The following is a 26,951-nucleotide window of genomic DNA, read 5'->3' on the forward strand; positions in this document are numbered from 1 at the left end:
CCGATGTAGAGCGCCCAAGCCACGGACCAGGCATTGACCAAGTGGTGGTGGATCTCGGCAGTGGCCATCGCGCCTATAACGGAATGGTGTGCTTCTTGTGGCGGACCTTGGCTTCGAGATAGCGCCGGTTGTTCGGATTCAAATAGACCCCGGTCGGAATGATGCTTTCGATCTCGATGCCGTGCGCTTCGAGCTGGCTCGCCTTGTCGGGGTTGTTGGTCAGGAGGCGGATGCGTTCGACTCCAAGCGCCTTGAGCATTTGCGCGGCTGGTTCGAAGCTGCGGGCGTCTTCCGGCAGATTCAGGTGGCGGTTGGCCTCGAAGGTGTCCAGGCCCTTTTTCTGCAACGCGTAGGCCGACAGCTTGGCATAGAGGCCGATGCCCCGGCCTTCCTGGCGCAGGTACAGCAGGATGCCTCCCTCGCGCGCGAAGCATGACAAGGCTTCGTGCAGCTGCGGCCCGCAATCGCACAGCTGGGAGCCGAACACATCGCCGGTGAGGCATTCCGAATGGACGCGGACCAGCGGTGGCAGATTGCCAGGCTTGAGCTGCTGGAAGACGACGGCGACGTGTTCTTCCGCAAACCCGTTGAAAGTGACGAATTCCGGCGGCGTTCCTCCTTCTTCGAGGGGGATGACGACGCGGTTCTTGATGGTAACCATGGTTGTTCCGATCAGACCAGCATCCACAGGATGATGACCAGTCCCAGGGCGATACGATACCAGCCGAATACCCGGTAGGAGTGATTCGCGACGAATCGCATCAATGCCCGAACCACCAACAGCGCGGCGACGAACGCCGCCAGGAAACCGACGGCGATGGCAGTGACGTCGTTGTTGGTCAGCGATTCGTGGTTCTTCCAGGCATCGTAGACGGACGCTCCCAGCATCGTCGGCATCGCGAGGAAAAACGAGAACTCGGTGGCTGTGGTGCGTTTGAGGCCTGCCGCCATCCCGCCAATGATGGTGGCACCCGAGCGGGATGTCCCGGGAATCATGGCGACGCATTGCGCAAGGCCGACCATCAGGGCTTGGAACCAGGTGATTTCGCTGATGTTGGGCGTTTTCACCTCCGATTGCGGCTTGCGTTCCACCCACAGGATGATGAAGCCGCCGATGATGAGGGCGGTGGCGACCACCAGCGGATTGAACAAGACCGTCTTGATCTCCTTCAGGAACGTCACGCCGATGACGGCAGCAGGCAGGAAGGCGATCAAGATGTTGCGGGCGAACTTCAGCGAAAACCGGTCTCCCGTGAGGATTCCGCCCAGGATGTGCGCGACTTTGGCCCGGAATATCCAAATCACCGCGAGGATGGCGCCGAACTGGATGACGACCTCGAAGACTTTCGCATCCCCGGAGAAGAACTCGATCCACTTCCCGACGAGGATCAGGTGCCCAGTGCTGGAAACGGGCAGGAACTCGGTCAGGCCCTCGATGATGCCGAGGAAAAAGGCTTTGATCAGGTAAAGCGAATGTTCGGTCATGAGTATCGGCGTCCGCGGGGCGGACGGTGTTGACGGGAGCAGCTCGCGGGCGCGCCGGCCAGGACCGGCCCGCGCAGGGGTGCGCGGCGCCGGTGCCATTGTAGAGCTAACGGGAGGGTGCTTCGGCGCAGGAGGTCAGTCGCGGGCTTCTTTGAGCGGCTCGAGCATGCTCAGCAGTTGCGGGAAGACCTTCGGCGTGGCGGCGACGACCTCGCCACTCTGCATCCATCCCTGCTCCCCGTCGAAATCGCCGATGAGGCCTCCCGCTTCCAGTACGAGGAGGCTTGCGGCGGCGAGGTCCCAGGGCTTGAGGCCGCTACCGTAGTATCCGTCGAGCCGGCCGGCGGCGACGTTGGCCAGCTCCAGTACAGAAGAGCCCTGGCGCCGGACGCCGGCGGTCGACGCCGAGATCTGTCCGAAAGTCTTGGTCCAGAGGGCGAGCCGCTTGCCGCTCGTGTCGGGCGCGAAACTCGTGCCGATCAGGGTTTCGGGCATGCGGGTGCGGCGCGACACCCGTATGCGCCGGTCGTTCAGGAACGCGCCGGCGCCGCGGGTCGCGGTGAATAACTCGTTGCGGGACGGGTCGAAAATGCACGCCTGGGTGATTTGGCCGCGCTGCATCAGCGCGATCGATACGGCGTAGGTCGGCAAGCCGTGGATGAAGTTGGTCGTGCCGTCCAGGGGATCGATGATCCAGAGGTTTTCTTGCTGACCTTTGGCATCGGCCACGCCCAGGGTTTCGCCGGACTCTTCAGCTAGAATGCCGTGTTCGGGGTAGGCTGTCTTCAAAATGTCCACGATGGCCGCTTCTGCGGCCTTGTCGACTTCGGTCACGAAATCGCCCGGTCCCTTTTGAGACACCTTGACCAGATCCAGGTCCAGGCTAGCGCGATTGATGATGGCGCCTGCGCGCCGGGCCGCCTTGACAGCGGTGTTGAGCATGGGATGCATAAGGAGGCCGATGGGCTAGGAATATGGTGAAACCCCTCTAGTTTAAAGGACACATGCTATCCCGAGTCAGTTTCATCATGGTCGAGCCCAGCCACCCCGGAAATGTGGGCTCGGCGGCCAGGGCCCTCAAGACGATGGGCTTCTCGCGCCTGGTGCTCGTGAATCCCCGCGTGGCCGACGCCGTGAATCATCCCGATGCCCAGGCGCTGGCCAGCGGCGCGACCGACGTCCTGGCCTCGGCGCAGGTGTGCGCCACGCTCGAAGAAGCCTTGGCACCCGTGACCCTGGCTTTTGCCATGACGGCGCGCCAGCGGGACCTGGGCCCGCCGGCCTGCGACATGCGGCGTGCGGCGGAACACATTCGCGATCATTTGGCGGCGCATGCCGATGGCGGCGCGCATGCCGCCGTGGTGCTCGGCACCGAGCGCTCAGGCCTGACCAATGAGCAGGTGGCCCTATGCCACCGGATTTGCCACATCCCGGCCAATCCGGAATATTCGTCGCTCAATGTTGCCCAGGCGCTGCAATTGGCGGCCTACGAACTGCGTTATGCGTTGCTCGGCGCCCAGCAGTTGGCCGTCCCCGGTCCCCGGGCCGAGCCCGCTCCGGGCGAGGCGGTCGAAGCCTTGCTCGCCCACTGGGAGGAGGCCCTCATCGCCGTGGGCTATCTCGATCCCCGGCATCCCAAGAAACTCATGCCGCGCATGCGATATCTCTTTGCGCGCGCAGGCTTGACCCGAGAAGAAACTGACTTGTTGCGCGGTGTTTGCACCGCAATGATCGCCCAGTCCCGAAAGATTTCCCATGGCAGTTCTTAAGATTCCCGCTGTCTATATGCGCGGCGGAACCAGTAAGGGCGTTTTTTTCAATGCCCGCGACCTGCCGCGCGATCCGGAGCTGCGAGACCGGATCCTGCTGCGCGTGCTGGGTAGTCCCGACCCCTATTCGCGCCAGGCCGATGGCATGGGAGGCGCCAGCCATTCCACCAGCAAGGTGGTGGTGGTGGACGCTTCCGCACGCGATGACTGCGACGTGGAATACCGCTGTGGCCAGGTGGCGATAGACCGGCCGCTCATTGACTGGACGGCCAGCGGCGACAGCCTGGCGGTGGCAGTGGGACCGTATGCCATCCAGCAGGGCTTGGTGGCCGCCAGGGAAGGCACGACAGTCGTCCGGATCTGGCAGCCCCACCCCGGCCGGTTTCTCGAGGCGCATGTCGAGGTGCGCAATGGCGAAGTGCTGGAGGATGGTTTATTCACCGAGGACGGGGTGCCCTTCCCAGCGGCCGAGGTGAGGCTGGAGTTCATCGACGAGGGGGCGACCGACTTGCTGCCGACGGGCCGGGTGCAGGACGTATTGCAGATAGAGGGCGTAGGCGAGCTGCCGGTTAGCCTCATCCGCACCGACGAAGTCTCTATCTTCGTGCGCGCGGCGGACCTCGGCCTGAACGGCCGCGAAAAAGCGGATGCGTTCAACCGCGATGCCAAGACCCTGGCCCGGCTGGAGATGGTGCGCAGGGAGGGCGCAGTCGCCATGGGGCTCATGTCCCGCGCGCGGGCGGAAAAGCCCGGGGCGTCGCTGCCCAGGCTGGTGTGGGTCGCCCCGCCTATGTCCTATAAGAGCGTCAGCGGCATGGATGTTCCCAAAGACAGCATCGACGTGCTCGCGCGCGCCATGGCCGACGGACGCATGCAGCGCGGCTTCGGTACCCGCAGCGCCATTTCGTTGGCGGTTGCCGCCGCGGTGCCGGGTTCGATCGTGTCGCAAGTGGCGCGTACGCTACCTGGCGTTGCCACCCGCATCGGTCATGCAAGCGGGGTCCAGGCCGCGTGGGCAACGGTGGTACGCAAGGGGTCCGGCTGGGCGTTGGAGCGCGCCACGGTCTCGCGCACGGCACGTTGCCTGATGAGTGGGTGGGTCCACGTGCCCACCGGTCCGGGTCGTTTGTGCGGATTGTGAAGATCCGGCCCCGGGGCGGGGTTCAGCGTTCTGGCGCGATGTCGTGGTAAGCGGGGCCGTCGCGGTCGATTTCCAGCCAGCCTCCGCGCGGATCCGCCGGGTCGTCCAGGTCCCAGTCGGGTAGCACCCATCGTTCGCAGCGCCGGCCATCCATTTCGAACACGTCCCGGCCAGGCCGATGGGTGTGGCCGTGGATCATGCGCGTCACGCCATGGGCGCGCAACGCCGCTTCCACGGCTTGCTGGTTCACGTCCATGATGTCGGCAGCCTTGCGGCTTTTCTCTGCCATGCTGCGCTCGCGGAGTTGGCGCGCCATGGCCTGTCGCGCCGCGAGCGGCTGGGCCAGGAATTGGGCCTGCCATTGGGGGTCGCGGACCATGGCACGAAATTGCTGGTATTCCACGTCGTCCGTGCACAGCTCGTCGCCGTGAGAAAGGAGGAACTTGCCCGCGTCGGTGGCGATCAGCGCTGGGGCCGGCAGCCTGTGCGTGCCCGTGGCTTCGGCCAAGCGGCCGCCCATCAGGAAATCCCGGTTGCCGCCTGCGAGGTACACGGGAATGCGCGCCCCGGCGGCGCGCAGGCCGGCAACGACTTCCTGCAGCCACGGTGCGGGGGCGTCGAGCTCGTCGTCGCCCACCCAGGCGTCGAAGACATCGCCGGGCAGCAGCAAGGCGGAGGCGCCCTCCGCAGCGCCTTGCAGGAAAGCGAGGAACGCTTCAAGCGTGGCAGGGCCGTTTGGGCCCAAGTGCATGTCGGAGGCCACCCATACCGGGCCGTTGAAGGTGAGCGTGATGAGGGAACCGGGCACGTAAATCCTCGAAGAATGCGTGGAATGCGGGCTTCTCCCGGCCGGGCGCGAGTGGCCGGCCGGGAGAAGCCTGCCGTTTACTGAACGAGTTCAGCCTTGGTGATGACGACGTCTTCGACGGGGACGTCCTGATGGCCGGCACGATTGCCGGTCTTGACGGCTTTGATTTTGTCCACGACGTCTGCGCCTTCCACGACCTTGCCGAAGACCGCGTAGCCCCAGCCCTGGGGCGTCGGCGAAGTGAAGTTGAGGAAGTCGTTGTCGGCGACGTTGATGAAGAACTGCGCCGTGGCCGAGTGCGGGGCGCTGGTGCGGGCCATGGCGATGGTATAGCGCTTGTTCTGCAGTCCGTTTGCGGCTTCATTCTCGATCGGCGCCTTGGTGGGCTTTTGCGACATGCCGGGTTCGAAGCCGCCGCCTTGGATCATGAAGCCGTTAATGACGCGGTGGAAAATCGTGTTGTCGTAATGGCCGCTCGTTACGTAGGAAACGAAGTTCTCGACGGTCTTGGGCGCCTTTTCGGCGTCCAGTTCCAAGCCGATCAGGCCCTGGGTGGTATGCAGGTTGACGCGGGTTGTCATTTGCTCAAAACCTCTGCTTTTTCGATCACGATGGGTTGGACGGGGACGTTCTCATGAGGGCCCCGCGTGGTGGTGGGCGTGGTCTTGATCTGGTCGACCACTTCTTTGCCCTGGATGACCTTGCCGAAAACCGCATAGCCCCAGCCCCTGGCCGTGGGGCCGCGATGGTTCAGAAAGTCGTTGTCGGCAACGTTGATGAAGAACTGGGCCGTGGCCGAATGCGGATCCGGGGTACGGGCCATGCTTACCGTATAGGCGGTGTTTTTCAAGCCATTTGAGGCTTCGTTACGTATCGGGGCGCGGGTGGGTTTCTCCCGCATGTCTGCGGTGTACCCTCCGCCCTGGATCATGAATCCGTTAATGACGCGATGGAAAATGGTGCCGTTGTAGTGTCCATCGCGCACGTATTGCAGGAAGTTGGCGACGGTAGCCGGCGCCCGGGCATCGTCGAGTTCGAGCACGATGCGGCCCGCGGTAGTTTGGAGCGCGACTTGGGGCGCGGCGAGTACGGCTGGCGAGGCCAGGGTGCACGCCAGCGCCAGGCTTGAAAACAGCAGTTTCATCAGGGCGTCCGGGATTGGGGTTGGGAAGGGCGCGACGGTTCCAGCAATTTCCTGGTTTCGGCGCCTTTCTGGCGGGTGCCGTCGCTGGGGTCGAGTTTGCTGGCGGCGTCATAGGAGCGCGCCGCCAGCATGATATACAAATCCCCCAGGTTCTCGCGTGCCACGGCGTAGTCCGGGGCGGTGCGTATCGCCATCTCGAGCGCCGTCCTGGCCTCGTCGAGCCGGCCGTCGGCGGCTTCCAGCACCGCCAGGTTGTTCCAGGGCTCGGGCAGCTCCGGGAAGCGCTGCGTCATGTCGCGGTAGATGTCCTTGGCTTCTTCCCGCCGGTTCAGTTGGTTGAGTGCCGCGGCCTTCAGGAATAGCAGCTGCGCGTTGACGGTGTGGGGGGATTTTTGCCGATCTTCGTCCAAGCGCTCGTCGATTTCCGCCAAGGTGTCGGCCGCATCAGTGCCCTGGGCGAGCTGGCGCTCGAGCCGTTCGACCATGGCCCGGGTCGATTCGGGCAGGCTGGTGTCGACGCCGGGTTTGAGCCGGTCCAGGAAATTGCTGAGCCATGGGATGTCGCCGGAGGAGGAGGGGGCCAGCGCGGGCGGCGTAGCCGTGGTAGTCTGGGCGGGCAGTGAGCCGGGCGCCAGGGATGCGAGCGTCGCGAGCGCGGCGAGGAATACCAGCCGGCCTCGGCGGGTTCCGCTCGAGGCGGACGAGATAGCTTGGTTCTTGGCCAAACGGTTCTGCCTGAAGGTAGGGAGACATGCCGTCCAGCCGGACCGGCATCCTCGGTTGATATAATCACCCCGATTTTAGCCCCGGTAGTGGTCATTCCAGCCGGGGCTTACCGTTTTCAGCCTGTAACGCGCTCATGCTCCATATCTACAATACGCTCGCCCGTGACAAGCAACCCTTCCAGCCCGTGGAGCCTGGGTGCGTGCGCATGTACGTCTGCGGCATGACGGTGTACGACTACTGCCATCTCGGCCATGCCCGGATGCTGATCAGCTTTGACGTGGTCCAGCGCTGGCTGCGCGCCAGCGGTTATCGCGTCACCTACGTGCGCAACATCACGGATATCGACGACAAGATCATCCGCAAGGCGGTGGAAACGGGCAAGCGCATCTCCGAGGTGACCGATTTCTTCATCCAGGCCATGCACGAGGATGAAAAGGCCCTCGGCGTCCAGCCTCCGGATTTCGAGCCGCGCGCGACGCAGCACGTGGGCAAGATGCTCGAGATCGTGCGCTTGCTGGAGCAGAAGGGGCTGGCCTACCGCTCCGATGACGGAGACGTCAATTTCGCGGTGCGTCGCTTCCCCGGCTATGGCAAGTTGTCGGGCAAGTCGCTCGATGATTTGCGGGCGGGCGAGCGGGTGCAGGTGGACGCCTCCAAGCGGGATCCCCTCGATTTCGTGCTGTGGAAGGCGGCCAAGCCCATTGAGCCTCCCGAGTCGCGCTGGGATTCCGAATATGGCCCCGGTCGGCCGGGCTGGCACATCGAATGCTCGGCCATGAGCCACGAATTGCTGGGCATGCCCCTCGATATCCACGGCGGCGGCCCCGACCTGAAATTTCCGCACCACGAGAACGAGATCGCCCAGAGCGAGGGCGCCTACGGCGGCACGCTGGCCAATACATGGATGCACTGCGGCCCCCTGATGGTGGATGCCGAGAAGATGTCCAAGTCGCTCGGCAACTTCTTTACCGTCCGCGACACGCTCAAGCACTACGATGCCGAAGTGATCCGTTTCTTCGTGGTCCGCAGCCACTATCGCAGCCCGCAGAACTACGCGGCGGATAACCTGGCCGACGCCCGGGCGGCGCTGACACGGCTCTACACGGCGCTGGGCAATGCTCAGCCCGATGAGGCGGGCATCGACTGGGACGATCCGTCGGGCCAAGCCTTCAAGGCCGCGATGGACGACGACTTCAACACCCCCGAGGCCATCGCCGTGCTGTTCGATCTCGCCGCGGCGGTCAACAAGACCGGCTCGGCGCGGGCCGCGGGCCAGTTGAAGGCGTTGGGCGGGCTGCTGGGGCTATTGCAGCAGGAGCCCCGGGCATTCCTGCAGGGCAGGGAGTCGGGCGACGATGCGGCCCGTATCGAGGCGCGCATTGCCGAACGGGCACAGGCCAAGAAGAACAAGGACTTCGCGACGGCTGACCGCATTCGTGCGGAATTGTTGAGCGAGGGCATCGTCCTCGAGGACAAGCCGGGTGGCGTGACGCTCTGGCGTCGCGCTTGAGCGCGGTTTACGCTGAACATCTGATGAAGTCCGAAGTCATGGCCGAGACCGGCGAGCACACGTCCGCGGCGCCGCTCGACGGTGCCGAGAAACCTGCCTACTGGGATGCGGCGGTGGCGCACCTGGTCAAGCGGGATCGCATCTTGCGAAAACTGATCCCGCAGCATCCGGAAGTGCACCTGTCGACCCAAGATGAGCCCTTCGTCACGTTGGCGCGGGCCATCATCGGCCAACAGACGTCCACCCGCGCGACGGCCGATGCACTGTGGGAGCGTTGCCTGGCGGCATGCGGCCGCCGCGTGACGCCGGCCGTGGTCGCCAAGCTAGGCCTGGAAGGGTTGCGCGCGGCGGGTTTGTCGCAGCGAAAATCCGAGTATTTGGTGGATTTGGCCCTGCATTTCCAGGAACGCCGGGTGCATCCGGCGAAATGGGCGCACATGGACGACGAAGCCGTCATAGGCGAACTGACCTCTATCCGGGGAATAGGACGCTGGACAGCAGAGATGTTCCTGATTTTTAATCTGCGGCGGCCGGACATCCTGCCGCTGGACGACCCGGGCCTGTTGCGTGCGATTTCATTGCACTATTTCAGCGGCGAGCCCGTTTCGCGATTCGAGGCACGGGAAGTCGCGCAGGCCTGGAAGCCTTGGTGCACGGTTGCGACATGGTACTTGTGGCGGAGCCTCGCCCCCCGGTAACCGTAGGCTCTGGGCCGAATAAATGGGCGTTGCGGCATGCCGCGGCGTGATGGAGTAATTGAATTGTTGATGAAACGAGCCGAACGCCTCGCGTTCATTGCCCCTTGGGAGGCCTGATGCGCAACGCATTTCTCGAATTTGAACAACCGCTGGCCGACCTCGAAGGCAAAATCGAGGAATTGCGCTTCGTCCAAGCCGATTCCGCAGTCGACATTTCCGAGGAAATCAGCCGGTTGCAGCAAAAGAGCCAGGCGCTGGCCAAGGAAATCTATTCCAAGCTGACGCCTTGGCAGACCGCCCTCGTGGCGCGTCATCCCCAGCGGCCTTATACGCTGGACTACGTGCGCGAGATTTTTACCGATTTCCATGAGTTGCACGGCGACCGCATGTTTGCCGACGACCGGTCCATCGTCGGCGGCCTGGCGCGGTTCAACGGCACGCCATGCATGGTGATCGGCCACCAGAAAGGCCGGGATACCAAGGAGCGCGCCGCACGCAATTTCGGGATGCCCCGCCCCGAAGGCTATCGCAAGGCCTTGCGCCTGATGCGACTGGCGGAGAAATTCGGACTGCCCGTGTTCACCTTTGTCGACACGCCCGGGGCGTACCCGGGAATCGACGCCGAGGCGCGGGGGCAGTCGGAGGCCATCGGCCGCAATTTGTACGCCATGGCGGAGTTGCAGGTGCCCATCATCAGCACCATCATCGGCGAGGGCGGCTCGGGCGGCGCGCTCGCCATCGCCGTGGCCGATTGCGTGCTCATGCTCCAGTACGCGACGTATTCCGTCATCTCGCCCGAGGGTTGCGCATCCATCCTATGGCGCAGCCAGGAGAAGGCGGCCGAGGCCGCCGAAGTCTTGGGCATCACCGCCCACCGCTTGAAGGCGCTCGGCCTGATCGACAAGATCGTCAACGAGCCGGTCGGCGGCGCCCATCGCGATCCGAAGCATATGGCCCAGCTGCTTCGCCGTGCCTTGGCGGATGCACTGCGCCAGTTCCAGGGCGTCAAGCCGAGCGATCTGGTCGCCACGCGGCTCGAACGGATCATGGCCTATGGCCGGTTCAAGGAAACCGTCCAGGGCTGACTCGGGCGCGGACGTCGCAACATTGCATGCGTCCGAGCTCCTGAGCCGGGCGCTGGACGACCTGCCGCCGGTGGAGGGTAGCGCGGGCGTCGCTTTTAGCGCTGGGCCCGATTCGGCCGCGTTGGCCGTCATGGCCGCCGAGTGGGCGCGGCGGCGCGGCCTGCGCCTGTGGTTGTTCCACGTCCATCACGGTTTACATCAGGACGCCGATGCGTGGACCGATCGTGCCGCGGACCTTGCCCGGCGGCTGGATTTGCCGCTCCTGGTGCGCCGGGTGAAAGTCGATTCCGACGATCCGGCAGGTATCGAGGCCGCAGCCCGCGAGGCGCGCTACGGCGCGCTCGCCGACATGGCGGCCGAGGCAGGAGTCGCTACCATTCTTCTCGCCCACCACCTGGACGACCAAGCGGAGACCGTGCTCCTGCGACTGTTGCGCGGAGCCGGGCCGGATGGCATGGGCGCCATGGGCCGGGAAACCTGGAAGGAAGGCATTCGCTACCTGCGGCCTTGGCTAGCCGTGCCCAGAATTCGGATACTTGCGTTCATGCAAGCCTATTCGGCGCGCTCCGGATTCGAGGCCGTCCTGGATCCCAGCAACCTCGACACCCGCTATGCCCGCGGTATTCTCCGTGCGCAGGTGTTGCCGGCCATCGAGCGCCATTGGCCGGGATATCGGTCTACACTCGAACGGTTTGCACGCCGGTCCGCCGAAGTGGCGGCCCTGTTGAAGGAGGTGGCGCAGGCCGACCTGGAGATGATCCAGGAACCGAGGCCGCCCTATGGCAACGCGCTGCGCTTGTCGGCGTTGAACCGGCTGGCGCCGGCGCGCCGGGCAATGGTGCTGCGGCTTTGGCTGGCCGGGCATGGGATGGCCGCGCCGCCTGAAGCGCGCCTGCGGGAGATGATCAGGCAGCTGCAGGACGCGGCGCAGGACAGACAGTTGTTGCTGCGTCACGGCGACATGCAAGTGCGCCGCTATCGGGATCATGTGATCGTGGACAGCAGGGACTCCAGGCCGCCCGCCGCCCGGGCGGCGAGCGTTGAATTCCGGTGGGATGGGGAGCCTTCCGTGCGGCTGGATGCGATGGAGGGAACTCTCTTGTTCCTGATCGAGGAATCCGGCATCGATCCGGCATGGCTGCGCAATACCGGCTTGACGATGCGCCGGCGGCGGGGTCGCGAGCGGCTGCAAGTGTCGCCGCAGACTCCCAGCAGGAGCTTGAAGAACCTCTACCAGGAGCGCGGCATCCCTAGCTGGGAGCGCGAACGCCTGCCGCTACTTTACCGCGGCGACGTCCTGGTCTATGCCGCAGGCTTGGGTCCCGACGCCCGCACTCCCCGGGCCTCGCCCGGCGTCCGGCTCGAATGGCGTCCGGATCACCCCGGCGCAACAGTGATGTTTTGACCGCATCGGCTGGCTGGTGCCGCAGCGCTGCGGTGCACTTGCGATTTTTCGCCCGCTGGAGCAGGGGGCAATTTTGCGCGCTCCGGAAAGGTGCGGTAGCATTTATGGTTAGCCTTTTTTCCGGGGCTTGGCATTTCCTCGCCGGATCTTCCGGGGCCTTCGGGCCTATAACCAGCGACAAGATAATGGCACTAATCGTTCACAAGTATGGCGGTACGTCGATGGGCTCGGTCGAGCGCATCAAGAACGTGGCGCGGCGCGTGGCCAAATGGCACGCCGCCGGCCACCAGATCGTGGTGGTTCCCTCGGCCATGTCGGGCGAAACCAACCGGCTGATCGCCCTAGCCAAAGAAATCCAGGATCAGCCCGACCCGCGCGAGCTCGACATGATCGCCTCCACCGGCGAGCAGGTCAGCGTGGGCCTGCTCGCTCTCGCGCTCCAGTCCTTGGGCGTGGATGCGCGCAGCTATGCCGGCTGGCAGGTGCCGGTGCGCACCGATTCCGCCTACACCAAGGCCCGCATCACCTCCATCGACGACAAGCGCATACGTGCTGACCTGGACGCCGGGCGCGTGGTGATCGTCACGGGCTTCCAAGGGGTGGACGACGAAGGCAATATCACCACCCTCGGCCGCGGCGGCTCCGACACCTCGGCCGTGGCCGTCGCTGCGGCGCTGAAGGCTGCGGAGTGCCTGATCTACACTGACGTCGACGGCGTTTACACCACCGACCCCCGGGTGGTCCCCGAGGCTCGCCGGCTCAATGTCGTGTCGTTCGAAGAAATGCTGGAAATGGCCTCGCTGGGTTCCAAGGTCCTGCAGATCCGCTCGGTCGAGTTCGCCGGCAAGTACCGCGTGCCCACCCGCGTACTATCTTCGCTGACCGACCCGATGATTCCGCTCGATGAAGAAATGAAGTCGGGCACCCTGATTACTTTTGAGGAAGACGAGAAAATGGAAGCCGCCGTTGTTTCCGGCATCGCATTCAGCCGGGACGAAGCCAAGATCACCGTCGTGGCCGTGCCGGACAAGCCGGGCATCGCCTTCTCCATCCTGGGGCCGGTGGCCGATGCCAATATCGACGTCGACATGATCGTCCAGAACCAGTCCGTCGATGGCACGACCGATTTCTCCTTCACGGTTCACCGCAACGAATTCAAGAAGGCGCTCGACGTCCTCAACAACCAGGTCGTCAAGGCCGTCGGTGCCCGCGAGGTCGTGTCCGACGACAAAGTATGCAAGGTGTCCATCGTGGGCATCGGCATGCGTTCGCACGCCGGCATCGCCAGCCAGATGTTCAAGGCGCTGGCGGAAGAGGGCATCAACATCCAAATGATCAGCACCAGCGAGATCAAGACCTCGGTCGTCATCCAGGACAAATACATGGAGCTGGCCGTGCGTGCGTTGCACAAGGCGTTTGGTCTCGATCAACCCGCAGAACAATAAAATTTCTCGCTTTTCGAGGCGAAATCCCCTCGTGGCGTGGTAAACTGCTCCCCGTTCGGAAGCGTGCCCGAGAGGCCGAAGGGGCTCCCCTGCTAAGGGAGTATGCGGCTAAAACTGCATCGTGGGTTCGAATCCCACCGCTTCCGCCAGGATAGAAACCCCTTGGCTCGATGAGAGCCAGGGGGTTTTTCTTTTCGTCTCCTCGTCGATTCGAGTCCGAATCCGCGATCTTCATTCCCCGCCTGGCGAAGCGGCCGCCTGCTGCAAGGCCTGGATCGCCAGCGCCGCGATCGCGAGCAATTCCTGTTTGGTCGCGCCGTCCCTCGCCTGGATGGACATGCCTTGCACGATCGCGCCGAGATAGCGCGCGAGCCCGCCGCTGTCGAGCCCGGCCTTGAATTCACCATCCTCGATGGCCTTGTTTATGCGGGCCTGGAAGGCCATGATCGTGGCGTTGCGCAGTTGCGCGAGATGCCGCGCTTCGTCCCGGTTTTCTTCCGCGCAAGTCAGCGCCGACATGGAAATCATGCACCCGCGCGGCCGTTTAGGCTTGCAGAATTCGTTCGCCGATTCCGTCAGCATGCGTGCGAATCCGGCCATGGCCGAGGGCTCTTCCTCCAGTGCACGGATGGTGAAGGCACCGACGTGCTCCCGGTAATGCTCGAGCGCTTCGCGATACAGCGCCGATTTTGAGCCGAACGCGGCATACAGGCTCTGTGGCGTAATGCCCATCGCCGCCGTCAGGTCCGTGACCGAGGCGCCTTCGTAGCCGAGTTTCCAAAACGTCAGCATGGCTTGGTGCAGCACGCGCCGGCGGTCGAAGCTCAGCGGCCGGCCGCGTCGCCTTGGAGGCTCGCCTTGATTTATCACAGTAGTCATTGTTGAAAATGATGCCTGCGCGTTGTAGATTTAATGAGTGATCATTGTGAATATTCTATCGGCCACGCATCGCGTTCGCCATGCCCGAATGAAGGCTTGCATCGACATGGAAGACCAGACTAGGTTGCGTGTGGCCGCGGCCACGCTCGCCGCGGCTTTGCCCGCGGCTTCCGCCGCAGTACCTCTTGCGTTCCCAGCTCTCGACGCCATCGTGACTGCTGCCGTGGAAGAACAGCGCATCGTTGGAGCCGTGGTACTCGTCGCGCTTGGCGGCAAGGTGGTCTACCGACGCGCGGCAGGTTATGCCGACCGCGAAAGGAATCGACCCATGCAGGAGGATGCCATTTTTCGCCTGGCATCCGTCACCAAGCCTATGGTCTCGGCAGCTGCATTGAGGTTGGTAGAGCAAGGCAGGCTGGACCTGCGGGCTCCCGTCACCCGCTGGTTGCCGGAGTTCCGTCCGCGCTTGCGGGATGGACGCTCGCCGGTGGTCACGGTGCATCAGTTGCTGACCCATACGGCGGGATTGAGTTACGGCTTCATGGAAGCCGAGGACGGTCCCTATCGCCGGGCGGGGGTGTCCGATGGCTTGGATGCGGGCGCTTGCTTAGGGGAGAATCTCCGGCGCATCGCCGGCGTGCCGCTGGCGTACGAGCCGGGCGCGGGTTGGCGTTATTCCGTTGCCCTCGACGTGTTGGGTGCCGCCATGGGCGCGGCCGTAGGCGAGGCCTTGCCGGAGATCGTCCGGCACGAAATCACCCAACCCTTGGGGCTGGAAGACACAGGCTTCACCGTTCGCGATATTTCGCGTCTCGCCGCACCTTATCGGGACGGGAGTCCGGCGCCAGTCCGAATGTCTTCGCCGACCCGCGTGCCGTTTGGCGCGTCGGCCATTGTCTTCGATCCCGAGCGCGTCCATGATGCGCGCGCCTATCCCTCGGGCGGTGCCGGGATGGTCGGGACGGCGCCCGATTTCATGCGGTTCCTGCTGAGCTTGCGGCCAAGCGCAACCTTGCGCGTGCTAGCCGCGGAAACGGTTGCGCTCATGATGCGGGACCACGCCGGCCCGCAGGCCGAATCACAGGGCCCGGGCTGGGGGTTCGGCTACGGCTGGTCCGTGCTGACGGACCCGGCCAGGGCGGGCACGCCCCAAGGCCGGGGCACGATCCAGTGGGGCGGCGTGTACGGCCACAACTGGTTCTTCGATCCGGTGAACGACGTGGCGGTCGTCGTCTTTACCAACACTGCGCCCGAAGGCATGTCGGGCCGGTTTCCCCGGGCAGTGCGGGATGCGGTGTATGCATGGCTGGCTGGCGATGCGGTCAGATCCCCATCTCCGCAAACACCTCCAACATAACCCGCTGCGCATCCAGGGCAGCGGGCACGCCGCAGTAAATGGCGGCCTGCAGGAAGACTTCGTTGATTTCTTCCTTGGTCAGGCCGTTGTTGATCGCGCCGCGCACGTGCAGGCGCAGCTCGTGGGGACGGTTCAGCGCCGTGATCATTGCCAGGTTCAGGAAGCTGCGGGTGCGGCGGTCCAAGCCAGGCCGGTTCCAGATGTCGCCCCAGCAGTACTGCGTGACCAGTTGCTGCATTTCCATGCGCAGCGGGTCTTTTCCAGCCTGGGCCAGCGCGTTGTCCACGTGTTCGCGGCCGAGCACCTGGCGGCGCGTGGCCAGCCCTTGTTCGAACAGGGATTCGTCGTAGTGGCCGCCAAGGGCGGTGCGGGTCGTTGGGTTCGACATGCGCTTTCTCCTCCTCGCTGTGCTCGTGGGAGCATAACCTTTCCCCGTGGGACAGGGGTGGTCCAGCTGTAAGCCTGTCTCCCCCAACGATGTTCCGCCGTCAGATCGTGTCCAGGACGTAGCGGGCCATTTCCTGCCGGGTACAGATCCATACGTCGTCGGCCTGCACGACGCGGCCCATGATCTCGTCGTAGACCCAGGCCCCGGATGGGCGGCCCATGACGTGGGTGTGCGCCGTCACATCCAGCATCAGCGGGGCTGTTTCGCGTTCGCGGAAGGCTTGAAGGCAATCATTGAACGTGTCCAGCATGTGGCGCGGGCTGTGGCCGTAGCGGATGCAGGTAGGCAGGTCGTTGACGTCCATGGTGAGGGGAATGCCCACGATGCGCCGTTCGCCGAACGCCATGACATAGGGACGGTCGTCGTCGTTCACGTCGCCGTGGTGCAGGTAGCCGGCTTCGGCGAGCAGCCGGGATGTGACCTGGCTGCCCGTGCCGCGCGGACTGATCCAGCCGGTCGGGGCGACGCCTGCGGTGTCGGTCAGGATGCGATGATTGCGCTCCAGGTTTTCGCGCTCGCCCGCTTCGTCCAGGTAGACGGGGATGACGTCCATGCCCCAGGAGTGATTGACGATTTCGTGCCCGAGCTCGGCGATGCGCCGCACCGTTGCCGGATCGCGTTCACAGATGACACCGTTGACCATGATGCTGGTCTTGACGCCATGCTTTTCGGCGATGCCGACCAGTCGATGGATGCCGCGGTTGATGCCGAAGGCTGCCCAGGAGTGCGCGTTGGTGTCGAAGTATCCCGGCTTGAGCACGTTGCCCATCGGGCCGATACCGGGCGCCTGTCCGTCCGACCACGCTTCGAAGGCAATGTTGAAGATCACCGCGATGCGCTTGCCTCCGGGCCAGCGGAAGTCGTCTGGCAGGCGCGTGATGCGGGGAGTGGTGTCGGTGTGGGATGTCATGCTTCCTCCTGCACTGTGTTGGCCAGGACCCCGATGCCTTCGATGTCGATTTCGATCCGGTCGCCGGGCTGCATCCATACCGGCGGCGTTCGTGCATAACCCACCCCGGCAGGCGTCCCCATTACGACGACGTCGCCGGGTTCCAGCGTGAGCGCCTCCGTGAGCAGGCACAGCGTTTCTACAACCGGGAACAGCATGTTGGCCGTGTTGTCGCGCTGCATGACCTGGCCGTTAAGCCGCGATTCGATCTTCAATCCCGAGGCGCCGGGAGGAAGGTCCCCGGCGGGCACCAGCCAAGGCCCGAACGCGCCGGTGCCGTCGAAGTTCTTGCCGATGGTCCATTGCGGTGTCTTGCGTTGGTAATCCCGCAGGGTGGCGTCGTTGAAGCAGGCATAGCCCGCGACCGCGGAAAGCGCTTCCGATTGGGTCAAGTGGCGCGCGCGGCGTCCGATCACCAGGGCCAACTCCGCTTCATAATCGAGCTTGGTCGAGACGCGCGGCCGGCGCAGCGGCGCTTCGTGCCCGATCAGCGACGTGGCGCCGCGCATGAAAAAGCTTGGGTATGCCGGCTTGGCATGGCCACCCTCGGCTGCGTGGTCGGCGTAGTTCAGGCCAAGGCAGATGATTTTGCCGGGGTGGGGGATGGGCGGCAGCAGGCGCACCTTGTCCAGCGGCACCCGTTTGCCCGCGGCAATGGCTTGGTCCGCTGCCTGGCATGCGGCTTGGGAGCCCTGCGCCAACAGCGCGGCCAAGCCGCCGGCGCGGAACGATGGATCGGGTGGCGTGATTTCTGCGACGCTTCCGTCCACGACAGTGCCGACCCGGACCGCGGTTTCGCCGGCGATGGTGTAAGAGACGAATCGATGGGGCATTTTGTCGATAAAAATCTTTATAAGAGAAAATATCGATAAAATTCTATAGAGCTAAAATAATATCGGTAACTTGAGGAAAACCCCATGCTCGACGCCGACACCGCTCCTAGCATGACCGTCCAGATCTATGAACGGTTGCGTACCGACCTGCTCGACGGCTTGTGGCCGCCCGGGAAAAAGCTATTGATGCAACGGCTGCGCGAGCACTATGGCATCGGCGCCAGCCCCTTGCGCGAGGCGCTCAGCCGCCTGGTCGCCGAGGGCCTGGTGGTGCACAACGACCAGCGCGGGTTTTCCGCCGCGGCAGTTTCTCCGGCTGAGCTCGAGGACATTGTCCGCAACCGCATCGCGTTGGAGTCCCTGGCGCTCGAACAGGGAATGGCCAACCGAAGCCCGGAATGGGAAGAGTCGCTCGTGATCGCGTTTCACCGGCTATCGCGAACGCCACGCTCGGTGGATGCGGACAGTTATGAAGAGAATCCGGTATGGGAGCAACAGCATCGCGCGTTTCATTTCGCATTGCTCTCCGCGTGTCGTTCCCCGCTTTTGATGGGGTTCTGTGAACAGCTGTACGACCGGGCGTATCGCTATCGCCAGTTGGCGGCGCGCAAGGCGTACAAGCGGCGCAACGAGCTCGAGGAGCACCGCGCGATATTCGAGGCGATCCTCGCCGGCGACCTGGAAACTGCCAAGCGATTGTTGGCCGAGCATTACCGCCATACTGCGTCGCTGCTGGATCAATAGCCCGGGGTTCCGGCAGTTCGGCTTACGGCGGGCGCACGGCGCAGCACGATTCAGCCGCGCAGCGATGCAATGGCCTGCAAGGCTTCCAGCGCTCCCAGGGGCAGGCTTACTCCCACCGTCAGTCCGTGGATGTCCGGTTCATGCGGGTTGATGCGGATGATGGGCGCGCGCCGCGTGAAAGCCAAGCGCTCGCCGAACCTGCGTACGGTAGGCACGGCTTGGCCGGCCCCGATTTCGATCACGACAGGCCGCGCGGCGCGCGGCAAGGCCCGTTCCAGGCGTCTTGCCTGGGCAGCCGTGCGGTGTTCGATCCACTCAGCGTCTCCGAACATCAGGACGTTTGGGCGTGCCATGCCGCCGCAGTGGGGGCAGGCGGGGGGCGCATTGCGAAGCAGGCACTGTTCCCTGTCTACGTCCGGAATGAATTCGTCGGCCGGCCAAATGGCATCGCAGCAAGGCTCGAGGCACTGCAGGAAGTGCAGTGAGCCGTGGCACTCGGTGACGACTTCCTCGTCAAACCCCGCGCGCTGGAATTGTCCGTCGACGTTGCTAGTGAAGATGACGCAGCCTGCGGGAAGCGCACGCGCCCAGTCGCGCAGCAGCGCAAAGCCGGCGTGGGGCGTCGTGCTGCGGTATAGCGCCAACCGGTGTCCGTAGAAGCCCCAGGCGAGCAAGGGGGTATCGCGAAAGGCCTGGGGCGAGGCGATGGAGGTGAAGGCGATGCCTTGGCGGCCGAGTGCCGGATAAGCTCGCCAAAAGCCGTGGCGGCCGCGGAAATCGGGCAAGCCCGAATCGATACCCATGCCAGCTCCGGCAGTGATGACGAGGCAGTCGGCCGCGTCGATCAATCGTGCGGCCCGCTCGATGGCGGGCTGATGGATGGACGATGACATGGATAGGGGCGGTGACGGAGCTGCAATGATACTCGAGCCCGGGCGCCTCTCACGGCGATCAAGCCGCCATTGCCTCCGTGCCAGTCGTCTCCATGCGGATGCGCCAGGCAGCGATGTCTTCGATGGTGAGCAGCGGCCAACCGTATTGCTGCGCATAGGCGAGCGCGGCATCCCCGCGCATCATCGTCCCGTCTTCGTGCATGAGCTCGCAGAGCAGGCCGGCCGGTGCGAATCCGGCCATGCGTGCCAGATCGACAGTGCCTTCGGTGTGTCCCCGCCTTCCCAAGACGCCCCGCGGGTTTGCGCGCAGGGGAAAAAGGTGCCCGGGGCTCACGATCGCCGAGGGATCTCCCGAGAGTGCAGCACGGACGGTGGTGATGCGATCCGCCGCGGAAACACCGGTGCTGACACCTTCGCGGGCTTCGATGCTGACGGTGAAGGCCGTGCCGTTGCGGCTGCGGTTCAGGGGCACCATGGGCGGCAGCTCCAGGGCGTCCACAGCGTCCGGCGTCAGGCACAGGCAGACGATCCCGCTGCAATCACGGATCATCCGGGCCATGATGGGTTCAGTGATGGACTCCGCGGCAATGATGAGGTCTGCCTCGTTTTCGCGGTCTTCGTCGTCGAGCAGGACGACGGGTTCTCCTGACTTGAGGGCGGCCAGTGCGGCGTCGAGGCGCTGTTCGGCCGTCGTGGCTTGGAAATAATCGTGCAGGGACTGCATGTAAACGCTCCGTCGTGATTCGGGAAGCGTTCAGGGCAATGCGCTCGTAGAGCGCGCAGGAGGCAGCTGTTCCGCGGCCGCACGCATGGGGCGCACGGAACGTGTTCCCGTCTTCTTCCATCCGGACTATGACCGTCGGCTCCGGCTTGGGACCGGATCTGCTGACCTTGCCGGCGTGACCGGCAAGCGCTCGCGGGCTCGGTGCCGTCGTGGGCACCCTACCGCCGGTGGGGAGTTTCACCCCGCCCTGAAGACGCACCACCGTCGAGGTGGCAGGGACAATGGTAGCAGAAGTGGGCGGGCCTCTCGGTGGCGGTTCCGGGGCTCAGGTATTCTTGTTGCTCGAGGAGACCCATGCACCCATGCCAAGCGACACCTCTTTGCGGCTGCCTGAAATTGGTAAGAGGCAGTCTGTATTGATTTTCACCTGTTTCGCCGCCGCCTATTTCTTCTCTTATGGCCTGCGATCGGTCAATGCCGCGCTGGCGCCGTTCATTACCGAAGACCTGGCACTCAGCAATACCCAACTCGGCTGGCTGTCTTCAGCGTTTTTCATATCGCTGGCCGCCATGCAGCTTCCACTCGGTGTCTGGCTCGACAAATACGGTGCGCGCCGAGTCGAAGCATGTCTACTTGCCATTGCGGCGCTCGGATCGTTTGTCATGGTGTGGGCAGGCGGTTTCAGTGCCACCACGCTGGGGCGGATCCTGATCGGTGCGGGCGTGGCCGCGAGCCTCATGGCGCCGTTCTCGTATTTCCGGCGGTGCTATGTGGTCGAAAAGCAGGCGCAGCTCGGTCTGTGGCTACTTGTGGCGGGGACGGGCGGTGCAGTGTTCTTCACCTCGCCCGCGGCAGCGCTGGCCAGTCATTTCGGCTGGCGTAGCGTGCACCTGCTGTCGGGCATTTCACTGGCGGCGGTTGCCGTGCTGCTCTGGCGCGTCGTGCCCGATCATGACGTCCTCGTGCTAGACGTCAATCCCAGCGCGAAACCCGTCTCCGCATGGAAGTTGCTGCGTCGCCCGCAGATGCTGCACGTGATGCCCTTGTCCGCCATCGGACAAGGTGGTGTCATGGCGTTGCAGACCTTGTGGGCGGGGCCGTGGATGCTGGACGTCATGGGTTCGAGTCCCACGCGCAGCGCGACGCTGCTGTTGGTCATGATGCTCGTCATGACCTTGGGTTATCTGGCGATGGGCGTTGCCAGCCCGCCGCTGCAGCGTCGCTTCGGCCTGCGCAACATCGCTCTGGCCGGTTACCTGTGCTGCTTCGTTGCCGTGTTCCTGCTCGCGGCCTTCGGTGCAGCGGCCTGGCCGTGCTGGTTGGCCATGGCGGCAGGGGTGGCGCCCATCATGGTCATGCAGCCTTACGTTTCGACGCAGTTTCCGCGGGAGGCGGCAGGCAGGGTCGTCACGCTCTACAACATGTTCGTATTCGTCGGGGCCTTTGCCATCCAATGGGGCGTGGGCGCCATGGTCGATGCGCTGGCCAAGGGGGGGATAGGGCGCGAAACGTCGTTTGCCCTGACATTCGCCACGTTGGGGGCCCTGCAGGTGGCGTCCCTCATCTGGTTTGCTTGGCATAGCGGACGGTCTGCGAAGCAGGCGTAGCGCTTCGGGCGACGAACCAAAAAAACTGCCCGCATGGTGCGGGCAGAACTGGAGACATTATCGAGGTCGCGGGTCAGGTGACGAGCCGGGCGCGGGAATTCGCATGCCGCCGCGGTTCGTGCCGCTGCGGGGATCCGTTGCCGTCTCCCATCATGCCCAGCGCTTCCGTCTTCAATGCATGGACGCATTGCGCCAGGAAGGCATGTACGGCCGTCAATTGTTCGCGCTCGTAGCGGGCGCCGAAGTGCGCGACGTCCTCTGCGACGGCGCGCATGTGGCGTTCGATCTCCGCGCATTTCTCAGGCACGGGGCGGATGACCACGATGCGCCGGTCCAGCGGGTGTTTATCGCGAACGACGAAGCCGCTGGCTTCCAGCCTGTCGATCACGGCAGTCGTCCCGCCCGAGCTGATTCCTGCGAGGCAGGCCAGCTGTCCGGTCGTGATGGGCTCGAACTCGATGACCAGCTCGAGCGCCTTCACGTCGATCATGCCCAACCCGAGTCGTTCGGCCAATGCTGTCTGGTACAGCGAGGTGTAGACCGTCAAGCGGCGTCCCAACATCGTGACGATGTCGTTCAGCATCTCCTGACTATCATCTTCCCGATCCTCACGTGCTCCGGCCAGCGGCTCGTGACTCGCAAGGGCCGAAGAAGTCATTACGTTTTCCCAGTGAAGCATGGCCTCTCCTTTTATTGCTTACCGGCTAAGCCGCCCAGCAATCCGCCCAGCAGCCCGTTGACCGGCGACAGCAGGCCCCCATTGCCTTGCTGGCCGCCGCCCAGGCCAGCGCCTTGGCCGACGCCGGCCGTCAGGTTGCTGACGGCACCCGTGAGATTGGTCAGGACGTTGCCCACCGGATTGGTGTTCTCCGGCGTGGCGTGGACCAAGCCACCGGCGCTAGAAACGGTCTGGCCCAAGCCGTTGAGCAGGCCGCCGACACCGTTGCCGACGAGCGGCACGTTTCCACCGAGGCTGGTGCCGACGTTGCTGATCGTGCTACCCAGCGAGTTCAGCAAGCCATTGACGGGCTCGCCCAGGCCGGTGGCGGCGCCGACGGTTTGCGTCGTATTGGACACGATGCCGGCCACCGGGCTCACGACCGGGTCGAGGGTGGCGCCGACGCCGCCCAGGGTCTCGCTGAGATTGAGCGGGACGAGGTTGTCAACGGCTTGTCCGGTGTTCGCCAGGGCAGGCTGGAGGACGGGGTTGGCCTCACCGCCGATGCCGCCGAGCAGGCCGCCGTCGCCGCCGGTGACGCCATTCAGGATGCCGGTGACGGGAGCGAGCAGGCCGCCTTCGCCACCGGTGACGCCGTTCAGCAGGCCGGTGACCGGGGACAGCAGGCCACCTTCACCACCGGTCGCGCCATTCAGGATGCCGGTGACGGGAGCGAGCAAGCCGCCGTCGCCGCCGGTGACGCCGTTCAGCAGGCCGGTGACCGGGGACAGCAGGCCGCCTTCACCACCGGTCGCGCCATTCAGGATGCCGGTGACGGGAGCGAGCAGGCCGCCGTCGCCGCCGGTGACGCCGTTCAGCAGGCCGGTGACCGGGGACAGCAGGCCACCGTCGCCGACTCCGATCCCACCGTCGATGCCGAGGCCCAAGCCTTCCGTCAGCGCCGCGACCGAGCCGGTCAGGTTGTTCAGTACATTGCCGACCGGGTTCTTGTTGTCTTCGCTGGCATGCAGGATGCCGCCTGCGGCAGAGACGGTATCGCCCAGGCCGGAGATCAGGCCGCTCACGCCAGCGCCGGCGATCGGCAGGTTCGAGCCGAGGCTCTGGCCGAGTTGAGAAACCGTGCCACCCACGGAGGTGAGCACATCATTGACCGGCGCGCCGAGCCCAGTCTTGTCACCGACTTCCTGCGTGAGGTTGGTCACCGTTCCGACGACCGGGCTGATGGCGGGATCAAGGCTGGCCCCCACTTGGCCCAGCGTTTGTCCCAGGCCCAGGTCGACGATGTTGTCGACTGCCGTGCCGGTGTTGGCCAGGGCCGGTTGCAGGACCGGGGCGTCGACGGATCCCTCGCCCCCGAGGCCGTTCAGCAGCTGCGAGACAGGGCTGAGCAAGCCGTTGTCGCCGGCCAGCGCACCCGTCAGGCTCGCCACGGTTCCCGTCGCGTTGTAAAGGACGGTGCCGAGCGGATTGGGGTTGTCTTCCGAAGCGTTGACCAGTCCGCCCACGCTGGCGACCGTATTGCCCAGCCCGGTGACGACTTCACCCAAACCGAGATTGATCGGCAGCCCGGTGCTGTCAAGCGTTTGGCCGAGGTTCGCGACCGTGCCGCCGACCGAGTTGAGCAGGCCGTCTACGGGCTGGCCCAGGCCGGTTGCGGCGCCCACTTGCTGGGTCAGCCCGGTGACCGCGTTGCCGACCGGAGCGACCACGCCGTCGAGCTTGGTGCCGACATTGTTCAGCGTACCGGCCAAGCCTACGTCGACCACGTTGTCTGCGGCCTGTCCGAGGTTGCCCAGGGTGGGCGCGAGGACGCCGCTTATTGGCGAGGCGGGGTTACCGGGTTCGCCGGGATTGCCCGGGTTTCCAGGATTGCCAGGATTGCCCGGGTTACCGGGATTGCCCGGGTTACCTGGGTTACCGGGGTTGCCCGGATTACCCGGGTTGCCGGGGTTCGTGGGATCCGAATCTCCGCCGATTCCAGAAGTGATCGCGCCGGAACCGGAGCAACCAGCTAACGTCGAGAATGCGAGTACCAAGGCTGCCACCAGGACGCGGTGACCGGGTTTCTTCTGATCTTTCTGCATGGTTTTTTCCCTATCGCTGAAGCGGCGAGTTGCCTGCTGCGAGCTATCGAGCAAAACCTGTGCCAATGTGTTGCCGCGCACGCAGGCTACGCCGTCATGGAAGCGTTCGATCGCCCGGAAAACCTTGCAAACCGGGGATAAATCGAAAGCGTGGGGATTTCGCGAGCGTGCGAGGAGTACCGGGAAATCCCTTGGAGAAGGGGGCGTGCAGCCTGCAGAGAAGGGTCTTCGTTACGTAGCATGTGAGGGGGTGTTACGTAACGAAGCGACGTGCTCAGTCGAAACGGAAGGAGTAGTTGGCGTTTACGCGGATGGGGCGTCCGCTGCTATTGACCGGTTTGTCGCCCACCGGTTTCGCGACGTTCACGTCGAGGGCGTAATGGCGTTGGTCGGTGATGCGCAGGCCCAGCGCAACGGAAGTCAGTTTGTCCGTCAGCAGCGTGTAGCGCTTGTCGTTCAGGCTGGCGTGCGCATAGTCGGCCGCGACGTAAGGCGTGATGCTGTGCAGGTAGGGGAGGCCGACGCCGAAGCGGCGGTTCAATTCAATGGACAAGCCGTAGCCCTTGTCCCCGCCCAATTCGCCGGCCGGATATCCCCGGCCGAAACGCAAGCCGCCGAACGTGACCTGTTCGGTCGTGGGCAGGGAGTCGGAGCTGTATTGCCCCAATGCCGCGAGTGACAGGCCGAACTGGCCGGGGAGCGCGAAATTCTGGTTGACCGACAACGTGTAGCGCGTAAAGTCCAGGTCATACGTGCTGTTCGCGCTTTGTTCCGCGCCGAGGCCATCGATGCCTTTGTGGATGGCGGCCGAGATTCGGCGCGATTGCGTATCGCTCGCCTGTGCGTAGGTGAGTTCGCCACGTACCACGCGCAAGTGATTAGTCAGCGCAACCTGGTTGCCGGTGATGCGACTGCTATACGTATCGTTGTTGCGCGACGCGTAGAACCCCGCGGACCCTGTCAACGATTCGCGGTTCCGGAGAATGAAGGGATAGTTCACGCTCACGCCGACGCGTTGATTGCGCACGTGGCGATCGATGTTTTGTGCGTTGAGGCTGTCGTTCTCTGGATTCGCGGCGTAGCTGAACGCATCCGCGCGCACCGTCATGCCGTCGCTGCCGATGGGAACGGTGACGTTGGCCGCGTAGTACTCGAGATGATCGCTGCCGCGGGGCACGGCAGTCGAAACCTGGATTTCTTCGGCTAAAGGCGTGAGGCTGCTAGCCGTCGCGGTCAGCATTGCGTGCACGCCCGTGCCCAGGTTGCCGATGCCCGTGTCCAGCCGGAAGTTCTTGTGGCTGACGTTCAAGACGAGTTCCGTCGCACCGTCGGCTCGCTTGGGCAGGCTCAACTGCGGCTTGACCGTGACCCCGGGAACGGTCGTCATCAGGTTCAGGTATCGCTCCAGGGTCGCTGCAGTCAGTGGGCGTTCGGCCTCGATGCGGGCCGCATAGTCGCGAAGCTTGGTGAGACCCGCTCCCGCATCCCCCTCTATGCGCGTGCTTCCCACATAGCCTTCGACCACCGTCACCTTTACCAAGCCGCCCGCGAAATCCTGGGCTTGAATCAGCGCAAAGGAAAGCGCGTAGCCTGCGTCTCGGTACAGCTGCGTGATCGCGTCGGTGCGCTGGATCAACTCTCCGATGGTGATTTCTTTCCCCGCCAGCGGTTCCAGCAGGTCGACGACTTTCTGGAAGTCGATCGCCGTGACGCCCGACACGTCGAACTGCGTGGGAATGAGCCGCGCCGACAACACGGCGCGCAACGCCTCGTTCTGCGCCGGCGCCGGTACGGCAACCTGCGGGGCCTGCCTTGGAGCCGGGGCAGCCACGGGCGGCAGCGTCTCCGCAGGGTTTCCCCGCAACGGGCTGTCCGCCGACTGGGCAGGCATGGGTATCCAACTCCAAGCCAGTACGACGGCGGAAAACAGTCTTGGGAGGGAAGCGCGGCCGGACGATAGCGAAGTCATTGGGGAACGAAGACGAATGGAGAGGAAGAAGAATTGCGGAAGTGTGCCATAGAGGAGGGATGGGAGAAGCATCTGGAAAAAAATCTCGCCTTTTTTTCCGCAGTGGGACGTTTGTAGGACGTTACGGTTAGATACTGATGTTGCGTAAAGAGGTTGATTTTCAGTGAAAAAGAATAATCGCAAGTTTGCGATTATCGAATGATTCTCATTGTTTTCATGCGAGCAGCATGCCAGAGAGAAAAAGCTGTAAGTGCGTGTTTTTCTTGAGATAAGTCCAGCGTGCACGAATTTTGAAGAACTTGGATATTGACAAGCTTGGATTCATGCCGTTACGGTGTACGTAACCAAGCGCTACAGAAAGAGAAACCATGCAGCCCGGAGATATTCTCCCATTGCGGTTTGATATCGGCTTGGTAACCCTGTCGTTCGTCATATCCGTATTGGGCGCGTATGTTGCCCTGATGGCCGCCGGCAGGATCCGTACGATTGAAGGGCGGGTTAGCGGAGGTTACGTGGCCGTGGCAGGCATTGCGCTAGGGGGGGTCGGAACGTGGAGCATGCATTTTATC

General features: G+C 64.1%; 27 protein-coding genes, 1 tRNA gene and 1 riboswitch. Of the genes, 12 read left to right on the top strand and 16 right to left on the bottom strand.

Going from position 1 to position 26,951, the window contains the following annotated elements; all coding sequences use genetic code 11:
• Window positions 1-73 precede the first annotated feature (73 nt).
• The 3 genes from ribA to IRZ12_RS03285 form a co-directional block, all read right to left on the bottom strand.
• Window positions 74-661 (bottom strand): GTP cyclohydrolase II, encoded by a 588-nt coding sequence (ribA, locus tag IRZ12_RS03275; RefSeq protein WP_296464065.1) that lies wholly within the window; start codon window positions 659-661, stop codon window positions 74-76.
• Between the two features lie 11 nt (window positions 662-672).
• Window positions 673-1,485 (bottom strand): undecaprenyl-diphosphate phosphatase, encoded by an 813-nt coding sequence (locus IRZ12_RS03280; RefSeq protein WP_296464067.1) that lies wholly within the window; start codon window positions 1,483-1,485, stop codon window positions 673-675.
• A 135-nt stretch (window positions 1,486-1,620) separates the two neighbouring features.
• On the bottom strand, window positions 1,621-2,436 hold the full coding sequence (locus tag IRZ12_RS03285) for an inositol monophosphatase family protein (protein WP_296464068.1): 816 nt from the start codon (window positions 2,434-2,436) through the stop codon (window positions 1,621-1,623).
• Window positions 2,437-2,489: 53 nt separating this feature from the next.
• Between IRZ12_RS03285 and IRZ12_RS03290 the strand changes: the two genes are divergently transcribed.
• Window positions 2,490-3,254, top strand: coding sequence for an RNA methyltransferase (locus IRZ12_RS03290; RefSeq protein ID WP_296464069.1), 765 nt, complete (start codon window positions 2,490-2,492; stop codon window positions 3,252-3,254).
• Window positions 3,241-4,395, top strand: a complete 1,155-nt coding sequence (locus tag IRZ12_RS03295) for a PrpF domain-containing protein (RefSeq protein ID WP_296464071.1) — start codon at window positions 3,241-3,243, stop codon at window positions 4,393-4,395. The genes IRZ12_RS03290 and IRZ12_RS03295 overlap by 14 nt, the downstream gene beginning before the upstream one ends.
• Before the next feature lie 22 nt (window positions 4,396-4,417).
• Here the strand turns inward: IRZ12_RS03295 and IRZ12_RS03300 are convergent, their stop codons facing one another.
• The 4 genes from IRZ12_RS03300 to IRZ12_RS03315 form a co-directional block, all read right to left on the bottom strand.
• Complete coding sequence (locus IRZ12_RS03300) at window positions 4,418-5,146, bottom strand: UDP-2,3-diacylglucosamine diphosphatase (protein ID WP_296464116.1); 729 nt, start codon at window positions 5,144-5,146, stop codon at window positions 4,418-4,420.
• A 134-nt stretch (window positions 5,147-5,280) separates the two neighbouring features.
• Window positions 5,281-5,784: a peptidylprolyl isomerase gene (locus tag IRZ12_RS03305; protein ID WP_296464073.1), complete on the bottom strand. Its 504-nt coding sequence runs from the start codon at window positions 5,782-5,784 to the stop codon at window positions 5,281-5,283.
• Entirely contained in the window at window positions 5,781-6,347 is a 567-nt protein-coding gene (locus tag IRZ12_RS03310) for a peptidylprolyl isomerase (RefSeq protein WP_296464075.1), read from the bottom strand. The genes IRZ12_RS03305 and IRZ12_RS03310 overlap by 4 nt, the downstream gene beginning before the upstream one ends.
• Complete coding sequence (locus IRZ12_RS03315) at window positions 6,347-7,072, bottom strand: tetratricopeptide repeat protein (protein WP_296464077.1); 726 nt, start codon at window positions 7,070-7,072, stop codon at window positions 6,347-6,349. The genes IRZ12_RS03310 and IRZ12_RS03315 overlap by 1 nt, the downstream gene beginning before the upstream one ends.
• A 134-nt stretch (window positions 7,073-7,206) precedes the next feature.
• Between IRZ12_RS03315 and cysS the strand changes: the two genes are divergently transcribed.
• The 6 genes from cysS to IRZ12_RS03345 all read left to right on the top strand — a co-directional run bounded on the left by cysS (window position 7,207) and on the right by IRZ12_RS03345 (window position 13,365).
• Window positions 7,207-8,583 (top strand): cysteine--tRNA ligase, encoded by a 1,377-nt coding sequence (gene cysS / locus IRZ12_RS03320; protein ID WP_296464079.1) that lies wholly within the window; start codon window positions 7,207-7,209, stop codon window positions 8,581-8,583.
• Between the two features lie 38 nt (window positions 8,584-8,621).
• Window positions 8,622-9,281 (top strand): DNA-3-methyladenine glycosylase 2 family protein, encoded by a 660-nt coding sequence (locus IRZ12_RS03325; RefSeq protein WP_296464118.1) that lies wholly within the window; start codon window positions 8,622-8,624, stop codon window positions 9,279-9,281.
• Between the two features lie 116 nt (window positions 9,282-9,397).
• Complete coding sequence (locus IRZ12_RS03330; protein ID WP_296464081.1) at window positions 9,398-10,366, top strand: acetyl-CoA carboxylase carboxyltransferase subunit alpha; 969 nt, start codon at window positions 9,398-9,400, stop codon at window positions 10,364-10,366.
• Between the two features lie 22 nt (window positions 10,367-10,388).
• On the top strand, window positions 10,389-11,771 hold the full coding sequence (gene tilS, locus IRZ12_RS03335) for a tRNA lysidine(34) synthetase TilS (RefSeq protein ID WP_296464084.1): 1,383 nt from the start codon (window positions 10,389-10,391) through the stop codon (window positions 11,769-11,771).
• Between the two features lie 185 nt (window positions 11,772-11,956).
• Window positions 11,957-13,216 (top strand): aspartate kinase, encoded by a 1,260-nt coding sequence (locus IRZ12_RS03340; RefSeq protein ID WP_296464086.1) that lies wholly within the window; start codon window positions 11,957-11,959, stop codon window positions 13,214-13,216.
• 57 nt (window positions 13,217-13,273) lie between these two features.
• Window positions 13,274-13,365: transfer RNA gene (locus tag IRZ12_RS03345), tRNA-Ser, on the top strand.
• A gap of 82 nt (window positions 13,366-13,447) precedes the next feature.
• Here IRZ12_RS03345 and IRZ12_RS03350 read toward each other — a convergent pair.
• A complete protein-coding gene (locus IRZ12_RS03350; RefSeq protein WP_296464087.1) occupies window positions 13,448-14,095 on the bottom strand; it encodes a TetR/AcrR family transcriptional regulator in 648 nt (215 codons plus the stop codon).
• Between the two features lie 106 nt (window positions 14,096-14,201).
• Between IRZ12_RS03350 and IRZ12_RS03355 the strand changes: the two genes are divergently transcribed.
• On the top strand, window positions 14,202-15,452 hold the full coding sequence (locus tag IRZ12_RS03355) for a serine hydrolase (protein ID WP_296464090.1): 1,251 nt from the start codon (window positions 14,202-14,204) through the stop codon (window positions 15,450-15,452).
• On the opposite strand, the gene IRZ12_RS03360 is transcribed toward IRZ12_RS03355, so the two are convergent.
• The 3 genes from IRZ12_RS03360 to IRZ12_RS03370 form a co-directional block, all read right to left on the bottom strand.
• On the bottom strand, window positions 15,418-15,840 hold the full coding sequence (locus IRZ12_RS03360) for a carboxymuconolactone decarboxylase family protein (RefSeq protein ID WP_296464092.1): 423 nt from the start codon (window positions 15,838-15,840) through the stop codon (window positions 15,418-15,420). The genes IRZ12_RS03355 and IRZ12_RS03360 overlap by 35 nt on opposite strands.
• 100 nt (window positions 15,841-15,940) lie before the next feature.
• On the bottom strand, window positions 15,941-16,810 hold the full coding sequence (locus IRZ12_RS03365; RefSeq protein ID WP_296464095.1) for a polysaccharide deacetylase family protein: 870 nt from the start codon (window positions 16,808-16,810) through the stop codon (window positions 15,941-15,943).
• Window positions 16,807-17,682, bottom strand: coding sequence for a fumarylacetoacetate hydrolase family protein (locus IRZ12_RS03370; RefSeq protein WP_296464097.1), 876 nt, complete (start codon window positions 17,680-17,682; stop codon window positions 16,807-16,809). The genes IRZ12_RS03365 and IRZ12_RS03370 overlap by 4 nt, the downstream gene beginning before the upstream one ends.
• Before the next feature lie 84 nt (window positions 17,683-17,766).
• On the opposite strand from IRZ12_RS03370, the gene IRZ12_RS03375 reads away from it, so the two are divergent.
• A complete protein-coding gene (locus tag IRZ12_RS03375; protein ID WP_296464100.1) occupies window positions 17,767-18,426 on the top strand; it encodes a GntR family transcriptional regulator in 660 nt (219 codons plus the stop codon).
• A gap of 50 nt (window positions 18,427-18,476) precedes the next feature.
• On the opposite strand, the gene IRZ12_RS03380 is transcribed toward IRZ12_RS03375, so the two are convergent.
• The gene (locus IRZ12_RS03380) at window positions 18,477-19,319 is read right to left on the bottom strand and encodes a Sir2 family NAD-dependent protein deacetylase (RefSeq protein WP_296464101.1); all 843 of its coding nucleotides are present in this window, start codon (window positions 19,317-19,319) and stop codon (window positions 18,477-18,479) included.
• Window positions 19,320-19,377: 58 nt separating this feature from the next.
• Window positions 19,378-20,043 (bottom strand): 3,4-dihydroxy-2-butanone-4-phosphate synthase, encoded by a 666-nt coding sequence (gene ribB, locus IRZ12_RS03385; RefSeq protein ID WP_296464103.1) that lies wholly within the window; start codon window positions 20,041-20,043, stop codon window positions 19,378-19,380.
• A 105-nt stretch (window positions 20,044-20,148) separates the two neighbouring features.
• Window positions 20,149-20,302, bottom strand: a riboswitch (FMN riboswitch).
• A 157-nt stretch (window positions 20,303-20,459) separates the two neighbouring features.
• Between ribB and IRZ12_RS03390 the strand changes: the two genes are divergently transcribed.
• Window positions 20,460-21,650, top strand: a complete 1,191-nt coding sequence (locus IRZ12_RS03390; RefSeq protein WP_296464105.1) for a nitrate/nitrite transporter — start codon at window positions 20,460-20,462, stop codon at window positions 21,648-21,650.
• 73 nt (window positions 21,651-21,723) lie between these two features.
• Here IRZ12_RS03390 and IRZ12_RS03395 read toward each other — a convergent pair whose 3' ends face one another.
• The 3 genes from IRZ12_RS03395 to IRZ12_RS03405 form a co-directional block, all read right to left on the bottom strand.
• Entirely contained in the window at window positions 21,724-22,308 is a 585-nt protein-coding gene (locus IRZ12_RS03395; RefSeq protein WP_296464107.1) for a MarR family transcriptional regulator, read from the bottom strand.
• Window positions 22,309-22,340: 32 nt separating this feature from the next.
• Entirely contained in the window at window positions 22,341-24,413 is a 2,073-nt protein-coding gene (locus IRZ12_RS03400) for a collagen-like triple helix repeat-containing protein (RefSeq protein ID WP_296464109.1), read from the bottom strand.
• A 274-nt stretch (window positions 24,414-24,687) separates the two neighbouring features.
• Window positions 24,688-26,304 (bottom strand): ShlB/FhaC/HecB family hemolysin secretion/activation protein, encoded by a 1,617-nt coding sequence (locus tag IRZ12_RS03405; RefSeq protein ID WP_296464111.1) that lies wholly within the window; start codon window positions 26,302-26,304, stop codon window positions 24,688-24,690.
• Window positions 26,305-26,750: 446 nt separating this feature from the next.
• Between IRZ12_RS03405 and IRZ12_RS03410 the strand changes: the two genes are divergently transcribed.
• Window positions 26,751-26,951, top strand: a 201-nt coding sequence (locus tag IRZ12_RS03410) for an MHYT domain-containing protein (protein ID WP_296464114.1), incomplete at its 3' end; no start/stop codon positions are given.

It is taken from the genome of Pigmentiphaga sp., from assembly GCF_019689535.1.
Classification (GTDB): domain Bacteria; phylum Pseudomonadota; class Gammaproteobacteria; order Burkholderiales; family Burkholderiaceae_B; genus Pigmentiphaga.